Annotated in this window: 19 protein-coding genes, 3 pseudogenes and 1 riboswitch; of the genes and pseudogenes, 10 read left to right on the top strand and 12 right to left on the bottom strand. The window is 39.3% G+C overall.

Translation table 11 applies throughout. From position 1 onward, the window contains the following. Positions 1-290: 290 nt before the first annotated feature. Complete coding sequence (sspO, locus tag RCG23_RS23440) at positions 291-437, top strand: small acid-soluble spore protein SspO (protein WP_308177626.1); 147 nt, start codon at positions 291-293, stop codon at positions 435-437. A gap of 47 nt (positions 438-484) precedes the next feature. Here sspO and RCG23_RS23435 read toward each other — a convergent pair whose 3' ends face one another. Beyond that, complete coding sequence (locus tag RCG23_RS23435; protein ID WP_308180158.1) at positions 485-745, bottom strand: hypothetical protein; 261 nt, start codon at positions 743-745, stop codon at positions 485-487. Positions 746-859: 114 nt separating this feature from the next. Here RCG23_RS23435 and RCG23_RS23430 point away from each other — a divergent pair, with 114 nt between their 5' ends. Continuing rightward, on the top strand, positions 860-1,003 hold the full coding sequence (locus tag RCG23_RS23430) for a small acid-soluble spore protein P (protein ID WP_308177625.1): 144 nt from the start codon (positions 860-862) through the stop codon (positions 1,001-1,003). A gap of 40 nt (positions 1,004-1,043) precedes the next feature. Here RCG23_RS23430 and selA read toward each other — a convergent pair whose 3' ends face one another. Further along, the gene (gene selA / locus RCG23_RS23425; RefSeq protein WP_308177624.1) at positions 1,044-2,450 is read right to left on the bottom strand and encodes an L-seryl-tRNA(Sec) selenium transferase; all 1,407 of its coding nucleotides are present in this window, start codon (positions 2,448-2,450) and stop codon (positions 1,044-1,046) included. Between the two features lie 116 nt (positions 2,451-2,566). On the opposite strand from selA, the gene RCG23_RS23420 reads away from it, so the two are divergent. Beyond that, positions 2,567-2,953, top strand: coding sequence for an Hsp20/alpha crystallin family protein (locus RCG23_RS23420; protein WP_308177623.1), 387 nt, complete (start codon positions 2,567-2,569; stop codon positions 2,951-2,953). A 93-nt stretch (positions 2,954-3,046) separates the two neighbouring features. Here the strand turns inward: RCG23_RS23420 and RCG23_RS23415 are convergent, their stop codons facing one another. Next, positions 3,047-3,286: an Rdx family protein gene (locus RCG23_RS23415; protein WP_374049784.1), complete on the bottom strand. Its 240-nt coding sequence runs from the start codon at positions 3,284-3,286 to the stop codon at positions 3,047-3,049. A gap of 137 nt (positions 3,287-3,423) precedes the next feature. Here RCG23_RS23415 and selD point away from each other — a divergent pair. After that, a pseudogene (gene selD / locus RCG23_RS23410) lies at positions 3,424-4,490 on the top strand (selenide, water dikinase SelD). Positions 4,491-4,541: 51 nt separating this feature from the next. Here the strand turns inward: selD and RCG23_RS23405 are convergent. From RCG23_RS23405 to RCG23_RS23390, 4 genes and pseudogenes are all read right to left on the bottom strand, one after another. Continuing rightward, positions 4,542-6,029 (bottom strand): SLC13 family permease, encoded by a 1,488-nt coding sequence (locus RCG23_RS23405; RefSeq protein ID WP_374049783.1) that lies wholly within the window; start codon positions 6,027-6,029, stop codon positions 4,542-4,544. Positions 6,030-6,199: 170 nt separating this feature from the next. After that, positions 6,200-7,154, bottom strand: a pseudogene (locus RCG23_RS23400) (L-threonine 3-dehydrogenase). 46 nt (positions 7,155-7,200) lie between these two features. Then, positions 7,201-8,393 (bottom strand): annotated as a pseudogene (locus tag RCG23_RS23395) (glycine C-acetyltransferase). Positions 8,394-8,696: 303 nt separating this feature from the next. Next, positions 8,697-10,409 (bottom strand): methyl-accepting chemotaxis protein, encoded by a 1,713-nt coding sequence (locus RCG23_RS23390; protein WP_308177622.1) that lies wholly within the window; start codon positions 10,407-10,409, stop codon positions 8,697-8,699. Positions 10,410-10,617: 208 nt separating this feature from the next. Beyond that, positions 10,618-10,719, top strand: a riboswitch (purine riboswitch). A 120-nt stretch (positions 10,720-10,839) separates the two neighbouring features. Here RCG23_RS23390 and RCG23_RS23385 point away from each other — a divergent pair. Together RCG23_RS23385 and RCG23_RS23380 are read left to right on the top strand one after the other, a co-directional pair. Continuing rightward, entirely contained in the window at positions 10,840-11,436 is a 597-nt protein-coding gene (locus RCG23_RS23385) for a xanthine phosphoribosyltransferase (protein WP_308177621.1), read from the top strand. Next, the gene (locus RCG23_RS23380; RefSeq protein ID WP_308177620.1) at positions 11,433-12,746 is read left to right on the top strand and encodes a nucleobase:cation symporter-2 family protein; all 1,314 of its coding nucleotides are present in this window, start codon (positions 11,433-11,435) and stop codon (positions 12,744-12,746) included. Before RCG23_RS23385 ends, RCG23_RS23380 begins: the two co-directional genes overlap by 4 nt. A 314-nt stretch (positions 12,747-13,060) precedes the next feature. Here RCG23_RS23380 and RCG23_RS23375 read toward each other — a convergent pair whose 3' ends face one another. From RCG23_RS23375 to RCG23_RS23355, 5 genes are all read right to left on the bottom strand, one after another. After that, positions 13,061-14,257, bottom strand: coding sequence for an MFS transporter (locus tag RCG23_RS23375; protein ID WP_308177619.1), 1,197 nt, complete (start codon positions 14,255-14,257; stop codon positions 13,061-13,063). A gap of 110 nt (positions 14,258-14,367) precedes the next feature. Beyond that, complete coding sequence (locus RCG23_RS23370) at positions 14,368-14,802, bottom strand: GNAT family N-acetyltransferase (RefSeq protein WP_308177618.1); 435 nt, start codon at positions 14,800-14,802, stop codon at positions 14,368-14,370. 11 nt (positions 14,803-14,813) lie between these two features. Continuing rightward, a complete protein-coding gene (locus tag RCG23_RS23365) occupies positions 14,814-15,287 on the bottom strand; it encodes a DinB family protein (RefSeq protein WP_308177617.1) in 474 nt (157 codons plus the stop codon). A gap of 61 nt (positions 15,288-15,348) precedes the next feature. Further along, complete coding sequence (locus RCG23_RS23360) at positions 15,349-15,681, bottom strand: aminotransferase-like domain-containing protein (protein ID WP_308177616.1); 333 nt, start codon at positions 15,679-15,681, stop codon at positions 15,349-15,351. Continuing rightward, positions 15,678-16,775 carry a MocR-like pyridoxine biosynthesis transcription factor PdxR gene (locus tag RCG23_RS23355; protein ID WP_308177615.1) on the bottom strand — a complete coding sequence of 366 codons (1,098 nt, stop codon included), beginning with the start codon at positions 16,773-16,775 and terminating at the stop codon, positions 15,678-15,680. Before RCG23_RS23355 ends, RCG23_RS23360 begins: the two co-directional genes overlap by 4 nt. A 107-nt stretch (positions 16,776-16,882) precedes the next feature. Here RCG23_RS23355 and RCG23_RS23350 point away from each other — a divergent pair, with 107 nt between their 5' ends. From RCG23_RS23350 to RCG23_RS23335, 4 genes are all read left to right on the top strand, one after another. Further along, on the top strand, positions 16,883-17,272 hold the full coding sequence (locus RCG23_RS23350; RefSeq protein WP_308177614.1) for a pyridoxamine 5'-phosphate oxidase family protein: 390 nt from the start codon (positions 16,883-16,885) through the stop codon (positions 17,270-17,272). Continuing rightward, positions 17,269-17,811, top strand: a complete 543-nt coding sequence (locus RCG23_RS23345) for a pyridoxamine 5'-phosphate oxidase family protein (protein ID WP_308177613.1) — start codon at positions 17,269-17,271, stop codon at positions 17,809-17,811. Before RCG23_RS23350 ends, RCG23_RS23345 begins: the two co-directional genes overlap by 4 nt. 96 nt (positions 17,812-17,907) lie before the next feature. Next, a complete protein-coding gene (locus RCG23_RS23340) occupies positions 17,908-19,461 on the top strand; it encodes an ABC-F family ATP-binding cassette domain-containing protein (RefSeq protein ID WP_308177612.1) in 1,554 nt (517 codons plus the stop codon). A 107-nt stretch (positions 19,462-19,568) separates the two neighbouring features. Continuing rightward, positions 19,569-20,234, top strand: a complete 666-nt coding sequence (locus tag RCG23_RS23335) for a DNA alkylation repair protein (RefSeq protein ID WP_308177611.1) — start codon at positions 19,569-19,571, stop codon at positions 20,232-20,234. Positions 20,235-20,307: the final 73 nt, after the last annotated feature.

Genomic DNA, 20,307 nt, shown 5'->3' with positions numbered 1-20,307 from the left:
ATAAAAGTCGAAAAGTTTGAATTTTCCCATCCATCCTCACTTTTCTTACAATTTACATCTTAATACAAACCTATTATGTAAGTAAATAACAAGAATGTTATTGCGAATGATAAGTTTTTCTTATCATTTTATTTATTTTGTTTTTAAAATGATTAGAAAGGCATGTATCTAAACGGATTACTTATAAATGCACCTTAATGGTTTACACCTCTATACTATGTTGGAAAAACAATTATTTTCATTCTTTTATCACACAGTGGAAATATTAAAAGGTATAGGAGGTGATTGGAATGCAAAGAAGAAAGGCGAATCATGTTATTCCAGGCATGAATGCTGCAAAAGACGGCCAGGGAGCTGGCTTTAACGAGGAGCTTGCAAACGAACCATTAACGGAAAAGGAAAAACAAAACAATAAAAAGCGGAAGAAAAATCAATGATAAAGGATAGTTGAAAATAAAAGTGGCGGGGTTTCCCCCGCCTTTTTCTATTCCGTTTGGTTTACTTCATTAACCATGCTTTGCAAATCCTGCCTAAACTTCTCTAGCTGTGCCCTTTGATGCTCTGATGCTACCTCCATTGCATTCTCAATTTGCTGAAATGCCTCATTTACTTCCTGTTTAAGATGCTGTAATTGATGGCCAAAGCTAGCGCTATCATTAACAATTTCATAATAAAGCTCCTGTGCATCCTCAACGCCTTGCTGCGCTGCCTGAAAAGCCTGTTGTTTATTCTTATGGTAAGGCATTTTTTCCTTCACTCCTCCTTAAGTATATACCGTTAAAATACGCAATCGGTTAAAAAATATACAGCATAAAAAGGAGCTCAAACTGCATCCTAACTAGTAGGAGGGATGATTTTAATGAACAAAAATGACAGCAAAGATATGCGACGCAACGCACCAAAGGGAAATCAATCCGGCCAGCCAGCACCATTGAGCGGTTCACATAAGGTTAAAAACAGGCAGCACTCCAGAGCAAAACACAATTCACACCATGACATGTAAAGAAAGTGCAAAAAGCCCCCTTCAGCAAGGGGGCTTTAAGTTATAGTGATAACAATGCATTCAGTAAAAGGACTTCTTCTTCCTTATTGACGGTCCTTAAATCAAGCAGCAGTTCATCCTTTTGGATTCTTGTAATAATCGCAGGCTTTAGAGCAGCCCTTAATTTCCTCCCCATCTCCTCTGCTGTCAACGTAGTATGTTTAAGAGCAATTAGAATTGTTGGGAGTTCGACCTCCGGCATGGTTCCACCGCCTACCTGACTGGTACCCTCCATAATTTTCGCTTCAAAGAAAGATGATTTTTCAAGTAATTCCTCTATGAACTGCTGCGTCCTTTCCATCAGCTCATTAACAGTTATAAGCAGGTCTCTAACGGTTGGAATATTGTTTGCTCCGGATATTCCCTTGTTATAGTCCATTAACGTACCTTCCAATGCTGCCAGTGTCATTTTATCAACACGTACTACCCTTGCCAGCTGATGTTTTTTTAATTTATCAATCCATTTCTTCTTTCCGGCAATGATGCCAGCCTGTAGGCCTCCAAGTAGCTTATCTCCGCTAAATGAAATTAGATCGGCCCCCATTTCAATTATTTCACTAACAATTGGTTCTTCTCCAATACCGTGTTTTCTGAAGTCATAAAGTGCCCCGCTTCCCAGGTCTTCGTAAAATAAAACGTTTTCAAGTTGATCTGTAAAGTGGATAAGCTCTTCGGAACTGACAGATTTTGTGAAACCGATTGTTTTAAAATTACTGGTATGAACCTTCATTATCATTCGCGTCTCATCTGAAACTGCCTCTTCGTAGTCATAAAGATGGGTTTTGTTTGTTGTGCCCACCTCAATCAGCTTTGCACCGCTTTCTTTCATAATAGAAGAAATTCTGAATGAACCTCCGATTTCTACAAGCTGACCCCGTGAGACAATGACTTCCTTATTTTCTGAGAGTGCACGTAATATCAAGTAAACCGCTGCTGCATTATTATTTACAACCATGGCAGCTTCTGCCCCGGTAATACCCTTTATAAGTGTCTCAACATGGCTATGCCGTGAGCCACGCTCTCCTTCTTGCAGGTTGTACTCCAGGTTTGAATAGTTTCTTGCTGTTTCGATAACATGTTCAATCGCTGCTTCGCTTAATCTGGCGCGTCCCAAATTAGTATGCAGAACTGTTCCAGTTGCGTTAATGATCCTTTCGATTGTAAAGGAAAATTGCTGATTTAGATTTTGATCAAGCAAATCAAAGAGTTTGTCTAAAAATTGAACTTTTCCAGGTTCCGGTCCTTGCCAAGTACCTGATAATATTTTTTTCCTACTTTCTTCCAGGGTTAATTTTAAACTTTTGCTTAACTGATCGAAATCAAGTTTATATTTTATCTTTAAATCTTGAAACCGTTCATTTTGCTGAAGTTCATGGACGGCAGGTATTGAGCGCAGCCATTCTTTCACAATCAAAAACCCCTTTTTCACATAAAAGATTCGAGTTTTAAATTCTTGTCCATTATACCACCTTTTCACATTTTGAAGATGTCTGAATAAAATGAACCAAGCAAGGGGGGATTTCGTTGTCAGATGCGCCTTTTGATTCCTCGGGAATGGAAAAATGGCTGGAAGAATTCTTCCTGGATCCTTTTACTTCTTTTCTCGACCAGACCCAATTCCGAATTGATTTATACGAAACCGAGAAAGAGTGGATCGTTGAAGCACTTTTAATGAACTATGATAGCTCTGAAATTACTGTATATATTAGCGATCAAGAATTGACCATTACTGCTGCAAAATCGGGCAACTCTTCATCCACTAAAGATTCTGTCCGCAAGAGAATTGTTACGTTCCCCTTTTTAATCATACAAAAAAAGATTCATGCAACCTTTAAAAAGGGGACACTTGAAATATTTATATCCAAAACAGAACCTGGGTTAGGGAAAGATCGTTTTGTCACTCTTCCCTGAGAAATCCTTTAAATAGAAAAAGCCCTCAGTCGATTCGGACTGAGGGCTTTGTTATCGTCTAGGGATTATTAAAATTAAATGATGTTTTTGTTATTACAATGCTTCCATTTTTGCTATCATTTCTTCTGTATTAGGAAATACACCTGTTTCAAGCTTGGAGTATATTTTATCTCCATTTACGGTGACTTCAAATGCACCGCCTGAAACAGGAATTAATTCCATTTTCTCGATATCTCTGCGAAAATGGTTGAAAAGTTCTTCCGCGAAACTCGCGGCTTTTGGCGCGTAGTTTCATTGCATGCAGAATTCAACGATCAACTGGTACTTTGCCATGTAATTTACCTCCTATATTACTGTTTTATTTATTTTATCCCAAACTGATTAAAGCCATTTTAGTATACTCATTTATGAGTAAGCAAATCATTTGCCTATATAAGTGCAGTTTTTCATTTAAAGAGTTATACTAAAAAATGGAGGTGGACAAGTTGAGTGAGCAAGAAAAAATTCGCCTAACCTCATTATCTTCTAAAGCTGGTTGAGGCTGTAAAATTGGTCCTGAGGACCTGGCGCAAGTTTTGCGTCTTTTACCAAAACAAGATCCGGTTCCCGAGTTGTTAGTCGGACATGAAACCTCTGATGATGCAGGAGTTTACCGTTTGACCGATTCAATCGCACTAATTCAGACCTTGGATTATTTTACTCCAATTGTGGACGATCCATATAGATTTGGACAAATAGCTGCAGCAAATGCATTAAGCGATGTTTATGCAATGGGCGGAGAACCAAAAACTGTTTTGAATATTGTAGGTTATCCAATTAAAAAGCTGGGTGCTGATATGCTGTCAGAAATCCTTAGAGGTGCAGCTGATAAAGTGAAAGAATCGGGAGCTGTTACTGTCGGAGGACATTCAATTGATGATCAAGAGCCAAAGTTTGGCTTGTCAGTAACCGGAATCGTCCATCCTGATAAAGTATGGAAGAATATTGGCACCCGCCTGGTGATGTCCTGGTTTTAACAAAACCCATTGGTGTGGGAATTTTAACGACCGGCATTAAACGCAATGCAGTCACCCCTGAACAGGAAGAATTGGTGACAGAAACAATGGCTGAGCTGAACAAATCGGCAGCCGAAGCATTAAAACCATACCATCCTCATGCAGTGACTGATGTAACAGGATTTGGCCTGCTGGGACATGGAAGTGAAATGTCCCGTGGAAGTAACGTCTCTTTTATAGTGGAATTGTCGAAGGTTCCTGTACTGGAAGGGGCATTTGAACTTGCAAAAGACGGTGTAATTCCTGGAGGATCTAAAGCAAATCATAAGTGGCTCGATCCTGATGTTGCCTATGAAGAGATTTTAGATTATGAACAGCTGGTCCTTTGTGATGCCATTACTTCTGGCGGCCTGCTTGTTTCATTAGCTGAAAATGAAGCGGTTCAATATGTTGAAGATCTTCGTGCCAAGGGTTTGCATGATGCTTCAATTATCGGTGTTGTAACCGAAAAGCAGGAAAAACTCATATATGTACAAAAATAAGGCAGTCCCTTGAGGATTGCCTTATTTTTTATCCTAAACTTCTTATAAAGTTTACGGCAAAAGTCCGATCCACTTCCAATAGGTTAAAGAAAACAATAAGATAACTCCATACCCTACTAAAGTGAGGATGACACCGGTTTTGATAAAGTCACCTGTTTTTACTGAGCCTGTACCATATGCAAGCATATTTTGCGGAGCATTGACTGGAAGGATAAATCCAAATCCAATCGCAAACTGAGTAATCAACACAATCCCCATCCCCTGCATTGCATTTGTGAGCTCCATTCCCTTTACAAAAGCAATCACTACTGGTATCAAAGTAGAAGCTAGGCTTGTAGCACTCGCAAATCCAATGTGTATCAATATTGTAAATCCAGCTAATATGGAAAGTAGGATTAGTAATGGCAAATGGCTTAATCCAAAGGATTGAAAAATAATCTTAGCCAGCCATGATGCTCCTTTTGTATTCAATAAAACCGTTCCTAATGATATCCCTGCGGCAAAAAGAATAATTGTCCCCCAGGGAATCTTTTTTTCGGCTACTTCCCAGGTTAATACACCTATTCCTGGGGCAAGTATTATCGAAACCAAAAGAAGCACAATCGTAGTACTATCAAAGCTGTGAACACTCTTCTCAGTTGCCCACATTGCAAGGGCAGCGAAAGAAATAATTAGCAGCCTTATTTGTGAAGCTGACATTGAACCCAAATCCCTAAGCTGCTTCTTGATTGCATCTTTTTTTGTAGGAATTTCTTTTATTTCAGGTCGAATTAAGAGGAGTAAAACAAAATAAAGGGCTATGGACATAACCAATGACAATGGTGCAGCTACCAAAAACCATTGCAGCCATGTAATGGGATAAGGAAATGCTTTCTCGATAAAATTGAGGCCTACCATATTCTGTGGAGTTGCCGTTTTAATCCCGATGCTCCATATCGTAGCTGTGTGAGCCACTGCTAACATTAGCAATGTGGAAATCCGACTGTTTTTCGAAAGCCCGAATGCAGAAATCATACCCATGACAATTGGTATCATCGCTCCGACACGGGCTGTTGGACTTGGAATAAACAATGAGAGCAAAATCCCGACAAGAATGACTCCAAATAGAATCCCTTTCACCGTTGTCCCTACTTTAGTTAGCACTGTTAAGGCCAATCTGCGATCAAGACCAGTTTCCTGCATCGCAGCAGACAGAAAGAGCGCTCCGGCTACTAATGCGACTGCTCCAGAACTAAACCCAGACAAGGCCCATTCCAGTGCCGTTTTGGTTCCGATCATTCCTCCCTCATCTGGTTGTGGGCTGAAACCAAGAAGAACAGTTAATAAAACGATGATAAATGCAGCGCTCACCGGATAGGTTACCGCTTCTGTAACCCAAATCACGATTGAAAATGCTAGAACAGCCAGAGCCCTTTGGCCAGATTCCGGCAATCCTTCTTGTGGAGGCAGCAGTAAAATGATGAGTAAAGCCATACAGGCGGCTGCCAGTGCTTTCCACTTTATTCTTGGAGATCCAGGCTTTTTTTCAACTGTCATCATCTCTTCCTCCTAAACCAAAGCTCGTCTATATAGTTTAGTTATTTTGTGAGGAAAAAATGTTGCTTTGACCGTTCGTCTTTGAACACTTTGTGAAAGTTATCGGGATTAGTAACATAAATAAGCTTAAATAAAAGAAAAACCGCACCCAATTAGGCACGGTTCTATATCCTTTAAAGTTTCTGGCGCAGCTTTTCAATCATGTCTCTCGTCATTTTTTCAAGATCATATTCTGCTTTAAAGCCCCACTCTTCGTGAGCAGCGGTTGGGTCAATTGAATTAGGCCAGCTGTCAGCAATTTTTTGGCGTACAGGATCAACATTATAGCTCATTTCAAAGCCAGGAATGTTCTTACGGATTTCTGCTGCAATCTCCTCTGGTTCAAAGCTCATTGCCGTCACATTAAAGGAATTGCGGTGGAGCAGCTTTGAAGCATCAGCCTCCATTAAATCAACGATAGCATTTAAGGCATCTGGCATATACATCATATCCATGTATGTTCCTTTATCGATATAAGAAGTATATTTTCCATTTTTTATCGCTTCATAATAGATTTCTACTGCATAATCTGTCGTTCCGCCTCCCGCAGGTGCCACGTAGGAAATTAATCCAGGAAAACGGAGGCCAGCGTGTGTCCACGCCAAACTTATGGAAATAATAATCTGAAAGCAATTCCCCTGCCACCTTGTTTACACCGTACATGGTGGTTGGACGCATAATCGTATCCTGGGGTGTGTAATCCTTCGGTGTAGAAGGACCAAATGCACCGATAGAGCTTGGTGTGAAAAATTGTGCATTTAATTCTCTAGCCGTTTCAAGAGCGTTCATCATGCCGCCCATATTCAAATTCCAGGCAAACACCGGCTTGGCTTCAGCTGTAGCAGATAATAGCGCTGCGAGGTGCATAACCGTATCAACATTATATTTTTTTGCAGTCTCAATCATGGCATCCAGGCTGGTTACATCCACAGTTTCAAAAGGACCGCTCTGGGCAGCCTCACTATCATTTTTGCGTATATCCGTCGCAATAACATTATCGGTTCCGTAAATGTCTCTAAGCTTTAAGGTCAATTCTGAGCCGATTTGGCCTAATGCACCGGTAATCATTATACGTTTCATTTTCCCCATCCTCTTCGTCTTCCATTTTGTTTCAATATCAAAAAAGCTATATTAATTATTGAATAACGCCCATTTCCTTGCCCACTTTTTCATAAATTGAGATGGCGTTGTCGAGCATTTCCTTTGTATGGGCTGCTGTCGGCATATTGCGGACACGGCCAGTTCCCTGTGGTACTGTAGGGAACACGATGGCTTTTGCATACACACCCTCTTCGTTCAAACGCTTGCTGAATTGCTGTGTAAGCTTTTCGTCACCGATTATGCAAGGCGTGATTGGAGTTTCACTATTGCCAATATTGAAGCCAAGCTTTTTCAGGCCTTTTTAAGATAGTCGCCGTTTTCCCAGAGGCGTTGATTGAGTTCAGTGCTTTCCATTAATATTTCTATTGATCGCTTGCTCGCTGCTACATCGGCAGGTGTAAGAGATGTTGAAAAAAGGAATGGGCGGCTGCGTACCTTTAGCCAGTCAATCAAATTTTTCTTCCCGGCTACATATCCGCCGACAACCCCGATTGCTTTAGAAAGTGTTCCGATTTGAAAATCGATTTTATCGGAGAGGCCAAAATGCTTCACTGTACCTGCCCCTTCTCCCAGTACTCCAGATCCGTGAGCGTCATCCACATAGGTAATGAGATCGAATTCTTCAGCTATCTTAACGATTTCAGGCAACAGGGCGATATCACCATCCATTGAGAACACCCCATCAGTAATAACCATAAGCTTATTGTATTGGCCTGATTCTTTTGCTTCTTTCGCTTTTGCGCGGAGATCATCCATGTCAGAGTGATTGAATCGAATAATTTTCGCTCTTGAAAGCCTGCAACCGTCGATAATGGATGCATGGTTTAATTCATCCGATAAAATCGCATCATTTTTATCCATAACAGCGGAAATGGCAGCCATATTACAGTTAAATCCCGATTGATACGCAATGGCTGCTTCAGTATGCTTAAATTCTGCCAGCTTTTCTTCCAGTTCAATATGTAATTTTAATGTTCCATTAATGGTTCGTACCGCTCCTGCACCAACACCATACTTTTCAAGAGCGTCGGTGGCTGCTTTTTTCAATCGCTCATCTGTTGCAAGACCTAGATAATTGTTAGATGAAAGGTTGATTAGCTCTTTGCCGTTAATTTTAATGATAGGTCCATTTGGGCTCTCAAGCGGATCGATTACATTGTAAAGTCCTTTCCCTTTTAAATCCTCAAGATTAACATTTAAAAATTGTTCCAAGGTTTTGCTGGACATAAGGTATCCCCCTATTTTCATATTAGTAAAAAATTAGATGCTGTTGTGTCATTTTTAAAAATACAACTGTACGCTGGAGATGGACTGTTATTTGCTAGGTAATCACCTTTCTTAAAAGGTTTTATAAATATAACTTTACCACAAAATTCGTCAATGTTCATATATGGAGGACATCGATTTTTGAAATTTTTTTGTTATATCGTTTTTTAGATTAACCAATATGTCTTATATGTATTTCTCACTCCAACTTAAAAATAAAAAACCTCATAAGGAATATCCCTCCTTATGAGGCCACTTAAATGCTTAAAATTTATATTTGGAAAATGACTTTTTAAGAGTATCCGACATCTCTGCAAGCTCCTCAGAAGATGCGAGCAATTCCTGCATCACCGCATTTTGCTGTTCGGCAGTTGCCGCTACTCTTTCAATGCTTTCGGCCGACTGTGCTGAAATATGTGTTATTTCGTCAGCCGCGCGGAGCATAGTACCCATACTTTCATTAGTCAGGCTGATTGCGCTTCGGACTATTTCGCTTTTATTTTTCACTTGCATTGTCGATGTTAATATTTCATCAAAAATAGACCCGACGTTTTTAACGATTTCGCCGCCATCAGTAACTGCAGTTGAACTTTCATTCGTTATGGTGACAGCATTGGACGTTTCTTTCGATATGTACTCCAGAATGTTGCGGATATTACCTGCGGCTTGTGCCGATTGCTCTGCCAGTTTACGTACTTCTCCGGCAACAACTCCAAAACCTCTTCCATGTTCCCCGGCACGTGCAGCTTCAATAGCTGCATTCAAAGCGAGAAGATTGGTTTGTTCAGAGATATCGGTAATTAATGCCACAATTTGATTTATTTGTGCTGATCTGTCGTTTAGCGTTTTAATAGCGGAAGAAAGATTAATCACCTTTTGATTTATCGTTTCCATTTGGATGGATACATTGTTCACGAATAGGGATCCCTGTTTAACCTTATCTGCAGTTTCTGAGGCTAACCCTACAGCTTCCTCCATGTTATATGCAATATCCGTTAATTCCTTGGAAACTTCCTTTACCACTAATTGAGTCTCATTGGTACTATTAACCTGATTTTCAGCTCCTGCTGCGACTTCCAGCATGGAATGGGTAATATGGTCATTTGCAATGGTTGAGTTTTCTGCATTATTCCTCAGTGCCTTAGAAAGATCGATAACTTGTTCAGAACTGGACATTATTTGCTGGATAGAAACCTGCAAGCTATCTGCTAGCTCATTCATAGCTATCGCTATCTCGCCGATTTCATCCTTTCCTTTATAATTCATACGCTCTGCTTGAAGGTTTCCTTTTGCAAGCTCTTTGCATAAAAGAACGGCCTTCTTAAGTTTGCTGCTAATGCTCCTGCTAACTAGGAATATTAATGCTGCAGATAGGATAAACGCAGCAACAACAGTGACCAGCATGACGATAAAAGCAGAAGAAGAAATTACTTTCATTTTGCTAGATAGGCTTGTCCTTTCTTTGGATAGCATTTCTTTAAGTTCGTTTAACTTTTCAACATTAAAGTTCCTTAGAAGAGCAGCTTTGTTTTCAAGTGAAATCTGCTGCAGTACATCTATTTGTTCGCCATTGCTTTGGTATCCTTCAACAGCAGGCATAACCGTTTTGTAGAACTGTTCATCCATTTGAGAATTAGCCATCAGGATTGCTTTAAATAATTTTTGTTCATCTTCTGTATCAAAATGGTTTTCAACCTTTTTGGCTGAAGTTAAAAACTTTTTGGACTGGAGCTTATATTCCCTATCCCCATTTTCCGCGGGATTGGTTATATAGTCGGTAATAGCAATATATTTTTGTTTAAAAGTAGAGGACATCTCCATTATCTCCAATGAATGGGTGTCCTTTCTTTCTACTTCCTTAGATACTTTCATTAACCCATTAACATTGAAAGAAATATAACCGAAGGCAAGAAGGAATAATAAAAGAGTAATTGCGAAAACGGTTGCATACTTTTGTCCAATTGATAGTTTGTTCATATAAAATGCTCCCTTGAATTTGGATGTAAGCGGTTTATCCCTTAATTAATATAATAGAACAATTTCTGGAAAAGTAAATAAGAGATTCATAATTTTGGCAGATAGAATCTATGCCCTTGTAAACGAATAATCAAATAATTTTTGAATATATCGTTCGTATATTGTAAGAATTTATTGCATTATTCTTTGCCGATGATATAATGAATTTAAATTTTCATACTTATTCGCTCATATAATCGCAGGGATATGGCGTGCAAGTTTCTACCGGATAACCGTAAAAAATCCGACTATGAGTGGGCAATGGGAACAGGTTTATTTATTTGTTCCTTTATTTCCCTATCTGTTAATCAGCCCGGGGTCATTGCTTCACTCATTTTTTAGAGTGGAGAATGGCTCCGGGCTATTTTTTTCGAAATGGAGGAAAAGGAATTTGGAATTATTAAAGAAAAAAATCGATACTGAAGGCGTTGCTCTTTCGGACAGTGTATTAAAGGTGGATTCGTTTTTAAATCATCAGCTTGATCCGCAATTGATGTTTGAAATAGGAAAGGAATTTGCAAATCGTTTTAAGAGATCTGGAATAACAAAAATCGTTACCATTGAATCCTCAGGAATCGGCCCTGCTGTTATGGCAGGACTCCACCTTAATGTACCTGTTGTTTTTGCAAGAAAGAGAAAACCGGTGACCCTTAAAGAAGAATTATTATCTGCTTCTGTACACTCCTTTACCAAAAAGGAAACCAATGAAATTTTCATTTCGAAAAAATATCTTGATGCAAATGATCATGTACTGATTATTGATGACTTTCTTGCCAATGGCCAAGCTGCAATTGGTCTAATTGAAATACTGAAAAAAGCTGATTCCCGAATCGCAGGGCTGGGAATTGTTATTGAAAAAGCTTTCCAGGAAGGCGGACAAAATTTGCGTAAGCAGGGTTACAAGGTAGAATCCCTTGCGATGATAAGCTCACTTTCCAATGGAAAGGTTGTATTTTTAGAGGAAAAAGAGGAGGAATTGGCAAGATGAAACAAAATCCATTTAAGATTGCTTCATTGGGTATTCAGCATGTTTTGGCAATGTACGCAGGAGCCGTTATTGTTCCCTTGATCGTTGGCGGAGCGTTGAAATTATCTGGTGAGCAGCTAACCTATTTAGTTTCCATTGATATTTTAATGTGTGGACTTGCTACCATTTTGCAGGTTTGGCAGAATCGTTTCTTTGGAATTGGTCTTCCAGTTGTCCTGGGCTGCACGTTTACCGCTGTAGGGCCGATGATTGCAATTGGCGGACAATATGGAATTTCTGCGATTTATGGATCAATCTTAATTTCAGGTTTGTTTGTCGTTCTTATTTCAAAACACTTTGGAAAATTGGTTCAATTCTTCCCTCCTGTCGTTACTGGTTCAGTAGTCACGATTATTGGGATTACTCTAATTCCTGTAGCAATGAATAATATGGCAGGCGGTGTGGGAAGTCCTGATTTCGGAGCAGGCTCAAATATAGGCTTAGCTTTCGGGACACTTCTATTCATTATCTTACTTTATCGATTCTTCACTGGGTTTATTCGTTCTATCTCCATTTTGTTAGGGTTGTTGGGAGGTACAGGAGTGGCTTACTTTATGGGCAAGGTTAATTTTTCTGCTGTAACTGAGGCTTCATGGCTACATATGGCAAAGCCCTTTTATTTCGGTCTGCCGACCTTTGAGGTGACCCCTATTTTAACCATGATCCTGGTTGCAATTGTTAGTCTGGTTGAATCTTCAGGTGTTTACTTCGCATTAGGGGATATTTGTGAACGGAAAATTTCAGAGAAGGATCTCTCAAAAGGTTATCGTGCTGAAGGTTTAGCAATCATTCTTGGAGGACTTTTTAATTCATTTCCGTATACTACCTATTCTCAAAATGTCGGCCTTGTACAGCTTTCTGGTGTCAAAGGTAAAAATGTTATCTTTACTGCTGGCTCGTTGCTCATCGTGATTGGCTTTGTGCCGAAAATTGGTGCCCTGACCACCGTTATACCGGCTCCTGTCCTAGGCGGTGCCATGGTGGCTATGTTCGGAATGGTAGTTGCTTATGGTATTAAAATGTTAAGCAAAGTAGAATTTAATTCACAGGAAAACCTTCTCATCATCGCTTGTTCGGTTGGAATGGGTCTTGGCGTAACGGCAGTCCCTAATCTTTTTTCCCATATGCCGGAGAGCATCAGGATTTTGACTGACAATGGTATAGTTGCAGGAAGCTTAATGGCAATCTTTCTAAATATCATTTTCAATGTTTTAAAAGGAAGGAAATCTACTCATTCCAATGTGGATTTCTCAGAATCACGTGCATCTTAATGCTATATTTTATGTATTGGGATAGATTATTTTCTATAGAATCAAAAAAAAACGCATTTTCAAAAGGCGGTTTCAGATTGACGACAAAGGCAGCGAGACAACTCTCGCTGCCTTTGATTTTTTTAAAAAATTCATTTGGATGGTGTGATTTGCGCTCCAGGTGCTTGCTTTCCGGGGGGCGTTCGTCGAGCCTCCGCAGCGCAAATCAACGAGTCTTTTACTTAATTACATTTTAAAAAGAAAAAAGACTGCAGGCAAACTCGAAAGAGTTTGTCTACAGTCTGAAACCGCCTTTTCCCAAGGCGGTTTTCTACTTATTGGCCATCTGCTTTTCTCTGAATAGAAAGCTTTCTTCCATATAAGAGGAAATATACGATTAATCCTGCAATAACTATAAATGTTCCTGAAAAATAAAGCGAACTAAAGCCGATTTTAGCTCCTGCAAAGCCTACTATATACGAACCCACACCAATTCCAAAATCAAAAATCGATAGGAAAGTGGCTGTTGCGAGCCCCCTTCTTTTTGGAGGTGCTTCATGAATGGCGATTGTTTGGAGACTTGGGAATACAGTTCCCCATCCCATGCCGATCAGGCCAGCGGAAATTAAAAACGCAGAGGCACTACTCGCTTTGCTCAAAAGAAGCATCCCCACAGCAAAACAGATGATTGCCGGATAAATGATTACATTCGCTCCGTAGAGATCAAACCATTTTCCAGTAAAAGGCCTGCTCAATAATAAGATAACAGCGTATACCACAAAGAATAAACTTGCGACTTCCACTAATCCAAGCTGCTTTGCATAGACAGAAACGAAAGAAAGAACTGATGAGTAAACAAGTGCAAATAACGCACCCACCAATGAAATGCGTATCGCTGATTTCTCGAATAAGTCCTGAAAACGAACAGCCGATACCTTCTTTTTTACTTCTACCTGCCCGGGTTTTTCAGTTTTCAGTGTAATAAACCATCCAGAAATTAGAGCAAAAGAAGCGCAAATAAAAGCAATAGCAAAGGTCCATACAGTTCCCCAGTTTTGGATAGCGGTTAAACCTAAAAATGGACCAGCAACCATGGCGAGGTTCATAGACATGGCATAATACCCCATGCCTTCTCCCCTTCTGGAATCAGGAATAATTTCGGCGACGATCGTACCGGCTGCCGTAGTGGCAATTCCAAAACCAAGACCATGGAAAAAGCGTAAAATTAATAGCCCTATTAATGTATGAGGAAGAAAATAAAAAGCGGAAGCTACAGTAAAGATGATTAATGAAATCATTAGGACAGCTTTTTCGCCAATCTTTCCTATCCATTGCCCTGCAATTGGCCGAATAAGAATTGCAGCAACCAAGAACACGGTAACGACAAGACCGACTTTGGATGGATTGCCATGCAGGTCCTGAATCACATAGATCGGCAAACTGACCAACAAGTAATAAAAAGTGAGAAAAAGAAAAAAACTGCTTAAACAAACATTGACAAAATTTCTTGTCCATAATTTTGGTTTATTCAATTTGATGTTCCCCCATGATGAAGCTTATATATAAGTCGAGTACTTCCAACTGGCTTACTATAATACGTTAAAGGAAAGAAGACAAGAATTTTGCCTATACCAACTAGCGTTTATTCATATCTGGAAAGACTTTCTCCCCATGGTGCTTGTCCTGCTTCAATAAATCCAACGCTTTTATATAAGCTTGCTGCTCCATTGTTATCAGGCTTATTACCAACCATGATGACAGTGCAGTCAGGTTTAGATTTCAGTTTTTTTATGATTTCCTTTAAAGCGGCCTTTCCAAACCCTTTTCCCTGGTATCGCTCATCAATCATAAATCGATAAATCCAATAATTATTGTCATCTTCATCCAGACCAAACATGGCAAAGCCAACAACAGTTTCATCATTATATATGGCAACCGCCTCAAAATTGGGGAGAAACTGGACCTCCGCAATTGAATACATATTAGAAGCGACATAGCCTTCCTGTTCTCGGTTTACTTTTAAAGCCACACATGATTCCCAGTTCTCCCGGTTTATTTCTCTAATTGATATGGACACAAATCCTCCCCCTATTTAAATAAATCTTTTCTGATCAAATTTGCTGAAACAGGAACTAATCCCACTTCTCTTGACCAAATGGACAGCTGACCAATATGGTGTATTTCATGAGCTATTACATGCCTTAAAATTTCTCCATATGTAAAATTTTCGATTTCTCCATTCGAAGTTGGGCAAGGAATTTGTTCATAATCTTTTTCTACATTCCAGTTTAATACCACTTTTTCGGTTTCAATCTTACATTGTTCTGAAAAATGTTTAATTGTTTCCAGAGTAGAGAAGTTAATAAACTCGTAAAAACTCTCCTTCTCTCCTTTTATGTCTCGCATCCAGCTTTGTTCAACATCTACAATGTGAAAGAGTGTATGCAGAAAACTGTTCATTCCACCAATCCGTTCCTTCAATAATTCCTCCTCCGGAAGCTGGCTGCACCATTTCAGCCATTCATCACGGACAATCCAATTATATTTAAAAAACTCTATCAATCTCAATACACCCCCTAAACTTTGGTAAATATAAATTTCTATGATTTATTAACAAATCCCTTTATTTTTTCTCCTTGTTTGCCTCTCTGCTTTCTTTATATGCAATGGATAGAAGCCTGATGCCTTCTTCAATCTCTTTAAGTGATAACCCTCCGAAGCCAAGCATGAGTGGCCTGGAACATATTTCACCTTTGCAGTGCCAAAATTTTTCGGTTGTATAGACTTTTACACCCTTTTTCTCCGCCCTGGTGACGAGCTCTGCCGGGTATGCCCCTTTTAGTTCAAGCAGCAGATGAAGGCCTGCTTTATGACCGATGATTTGCGCATTGCATCCAAAATAAAGACTTATATAATCCAGTAATGTACGATGCTTTTCCTGATAAACCTTTCTCATTCTTCGGATATGACGTACAAAATGGCCTCTTTCATAAAAAAGTATAACGCCCTTTGTATGATTGGAGAGACAGCTTGATTGTAAAAGGAAAATTTTTCATCAAACCTGCGATGCAACGGTTCTGGCAATACGAGATAACTAACTCTTGCTGCCGGAAGAAATGCCTTGGAAAAGGTCCCTAGATAAATAACGTTTTCCCCGTTATCCAGCGATTTTAAAGAAGGAATAGGCTGTCCTTGGTAACGGAACTCACTATCATAATCGTCTTCAATAATGAATGAACCGGTTTCGTTTGCCCATTGTAGAAGTTTCATCCTCTTTTGGATGGATAATACCATTCCTAGTGGAAATTGATGTGAAGGAGTAACATAAGCACAGGCTGCATTGCTATTTTTTAATTCATCAACCATGATCCCATCTTCGCTTAAGGGAATAGGGAATATTTTAGCTTTCAAACTCTCAAAAACATATCTCACACCATCATAACCAGGTTCTTCCATCCCAACTGTTTTCTCAGACAAATCCATTAATTGTGATAGGAGAGAAATCGCTTGCTGCGTTCCAGAACATAGGATAATTTGTTCGTGTGAGCAGTTTACACCTCTGGATTGATAAAGGTATTTTGCAATTTCACACCTTAAATCTAGATTTCCCTTTTTATTACCATAAGAGAAAATCTCCTGGCCAGGATTTTCAACAGCCTGGTTTAAACATCTTTTCCAGGTTTTTAGTGGAAATTTTTCAAGGTCAATGTCACCATATTGAAAATCGCAAAGAATTGCTTTTCCTTTATTCGTATTAGAAATATGTGTCTTTCTGCTCTCTTCTGTTCTTGCATCGGCCATATCCTCCAGCTCTAATACCCACAAACCACTTTTAGGCCGGCTTTCAACATACCCTTCCGCAATTAGTTGAGCATAAGCAGTTTCAACAGTGTTTTTGCTAACCTGAAGATGCAATGATAACTGGCGGATTGACGGAAGCCTTGAACCAGCTTTTATCCTCCCTTCCTCCATTTCAGTGCGAAGAAAGTGATAAATTTGAAAGTAGATCGGCTCTTTATGTTCTTTATTTATGAATGGTGTAAAATCCATTTTCCCTCCATCTGTCCCTGTTATATTTTTGTTTTCTGACACTTTTTACAATGTCAATTAAACTCTACAATCATTTTATCATCAGTATATGGAAGGGGAAATAGATTATGGAAACAATGAGATATTACAAAAGGGAATGTACTGAACAAGGAAAAATCAATCATTTTTTAAATTCAGCAAAAATTGGTTTTTTAGGCCTGACAGATGGCACTATACCGTATGTGATACCGTTGAATTTTGTTTGGTATAAGGAACATATTTATTTTCACGGAGCATCTGAGGGGAAAAAAATAGAAATTATGAAAGTGAATCAGAATGTATGTTTTACAGTAAGCGAAGAATATGGAACAATTTCAAACCCTGTTCCTGCCCATATTGATACAGCGTATATGAGCGTCATTCTAACTGGAAAAGCAGAGAAATTGGATGATTGGGATGAAGCAACTCAGGCAATGCAAGAAATGCTGAATAAATATGTGCCAGCATATTTTGAATGAGATATTACAAAAGGGAATGTACTGAACAAGGAAAAATCAATCATTTTTTAAATTCAGCAAAAATTGGTTTTTTAGGCCTGACAGATGGCACTATACCGTATGTGATACCGTTGAATTTTGTTTGGTATAAGGAACATATTTATTTTCACGGAGCATCTGAGGGGAAAAAAATAGAAATTATGAAAGTGAATCAGAATGTATGTTTTACAGTAAGCGAAGAATATGGAACAATTTCAAACCCTGTTCCTGCCCATATTGATACAGCGTATATGAGCGTCATTCTAACTGGAAAAGCAGAGAAATTGGATGATTGGGATGAAGCAACTCAGGCAATGCAAGAAATGCTGAATAAATATGTGCCAGCATATTTTGATAATCCGCTTGCGAAGTCGCATGTTGAAAAGTATAGATCTTCGCTTGGTAGTCAGACAGGAATTTTTAAAATAGTACCCGCCTCCTTATCAGCAAAGGAGAACCCATGGCAGATCGACAAAATGTTTCATGCCGGCAAAAAAGTTCATCATGATTTGGATTATTAATGGAAGTTTTCCTTCTAAAAATATGGTCGAATCCTCAAAAATTTAGTATTATTTAGGAATGAGTAATTTTAGAACAAAGCGAGGATTCCATAAACTATGAGCTTATTAACTGTTGAAAATTTAAGTCATACATTCGGCGACCGAACTCTTTTCAAAGACGTATCCTTCCGCCTTTTAGCAGAAGACCATGCAGGCCTTGTCGGAGCTAATGGAGTGGGAAAATCAACCTTAATGAATATCATCACAAACCAGCTGATACATGATTCAGGCCGGGTTGAATGGACACCAGGCACCCATTATGGTTATTTGGACCAGCATACGGTTCTAACCGCTGGAAAAACAATGAGAGATGTTTTACGCGATGCCTTCCTTCCTCTTTTCGAAAAAGAAAGAGAATTGAACGAAGTAACAGCACAAATGGGCGATGCGACTCCAGAGGAACTTGAAGTCCTATTGGAAAAAATGGGCGAAATTCAGGATGAGCTGGATGCAGGCGGCTTTTATTCCCTCGATATTAGAATAGAAGAAGCAGCTCGCGGCCTGGGTCTTGACGCTATCGGTCTTGACCGTGATGTTGCTGCACTAAGCGGAGGGCAGCGCACCAAAGTCCTTCTTGCAAAGCTATTGCTTGAACAGCCTAAGGTACTCCTACTTGATGAGCCTACAAACTATTTGGATGTTGAGCATATTCGCTGGCTTTCTTCCTACCTAAAAGAATATCCGTATGCATTTATCCTGATTTCGCATGATACAGAATTCATGAATTCTGTTTCCAATACTATTTTCCATTTGGAGTTTTCCAAGCTAACACGCTATACAGCCAGCTATGACAAATTCCTTGAGCTTGCAGAAATCAATAAGAACCAGCATTTGTATGCTTATGAAAAACAAAAGGAATTTATTAAAAAGCAGGAAGATTTTATCGCAAAAAATAAAGCTCGCTATTCAACAACTGGCCGTGCAAAAAGCCGTCAAAAGCAACTTGACCGGATTGAGCGGATTGACCGTCCTGAAACGGCAGTAAAGCCTACATTTGAATTTAAAGAGTCCCGAAGCAGCAGCCGCTACGTTTTTGAAGCGAAAAACATGGAGATTGGCTATTCTCAACCACTACTTCCAAAAATGGATATAACGATTGAACGCGGTGAAAAAGTTGCTATTATCGGCTGTAATGGCGTAGGGAAATCAACATTGCTTAAAACAATGCTTGGAAAAATCGATCCGTTATCAGGTTCCGTTGAACGCGGCGATTTCCTCTTCCCTTCTTATTTTGAACAGGAGGTTAAGGCAGAAGGCATGACTCCAATTGATGATGTTTGGAATGCCTTCCCAAGTATGGACCAGCATCAAGTACGTGCTGCCCTTGCCCGCTGCGGCCTAAAAAATGAGCATATCTCCCGCCCGATGAACCAGCTAAGCGGAGGCGAGCAAGCAAAGGTCCGTCTTTGTAAGCTATTGATGAATGAAAGCAACTGGATCCTGTTTGACGAGCCGACAAACCACCTTGATGTGACGGCGAAAGAAGAATTGAAGCGTGCCCTTAAAGCTTATAAAGGGACAGTCGTTCTTGTTTGCCACGAACCAGACTTCTATGAGGACTGGGTAACTAAGGTTTGGAATGTGGAAGAATGGTCACAACAGACAGTATAAAAAATTCCCAAATGATAAACCCTGCCATTGTGGCAGGGTTTAATTAGTTATTGGGATATAAACTTTTTGGTCGGTAAATTCCGAGCTTTTTAAGGAGATTTAATCTTATGAATGAATATGCTGAAGGTTTAAGAGAGGCGTTAGTCCCTTTCTGCAATCCAGAAGAAGCACAAAAATTAAGTGCATATGTAAGGAATAAATTTGTTTACTTCGGGTTAAGAGCACCAAAGATGAAAGAAATTTTCAAGGAATATGTTAAGAATCATGGTGTACCTGATGAAAATCAGTTTCGTAATGTATTGTTGGCGTTATGGAGGTATGAGGAGCGGGAAATGCAGATTATGGGACTATATCTTTTAGATAAAATGAAAATTCATTTTCAGCATAATGATGGTTTCCTGCTAGAGGAGCTAATCCAAACTAAACCATGGTGGGATACGATCGACCATCTCGCTAAAAAACATGTTGGATATTATTTTGAGCTTTTTCCTGAGGAAAGGTCAAAAATTATCGAAAAATGGCTTCAGTCTGATAATACATGGCTAATTAGAAGCTGTATATTATTTCAGTTGGGATATAAATATAAAACGGATGAGGAATTGTTGGCACGGATTATTGCTGAAAACTGCGAAACAAATGAATTCTTTATCGATAAAGCAATTGGCTGGGCATTAAGGGAGTATGCAAAGATAAACTCCGAGTTTACATTAGGTCTATGTGCGACACTTCCGCTTTCAAACCTAAGCAAAAAAGAAGCTATTAAAAACCTATAGATTATTAAAAAATGTGAAAATCTTGATTAAAAAAGTTGAAATGAAATTATAATCCGATAGAATAAGTAGGTAT

It is taken from the genome of Neobacillus sp. PS3-34 (genome assembly GCF_030915465.1).
Taxonomy (GTDB): domain Bacteria; phylum Bacillota; class Bacilli; order Bacillales; family Cytobacillaceae; genus Neobacillus_A.
This window is presented reverse-complemented; position numbering and strand designations above follow the sequence as displayed.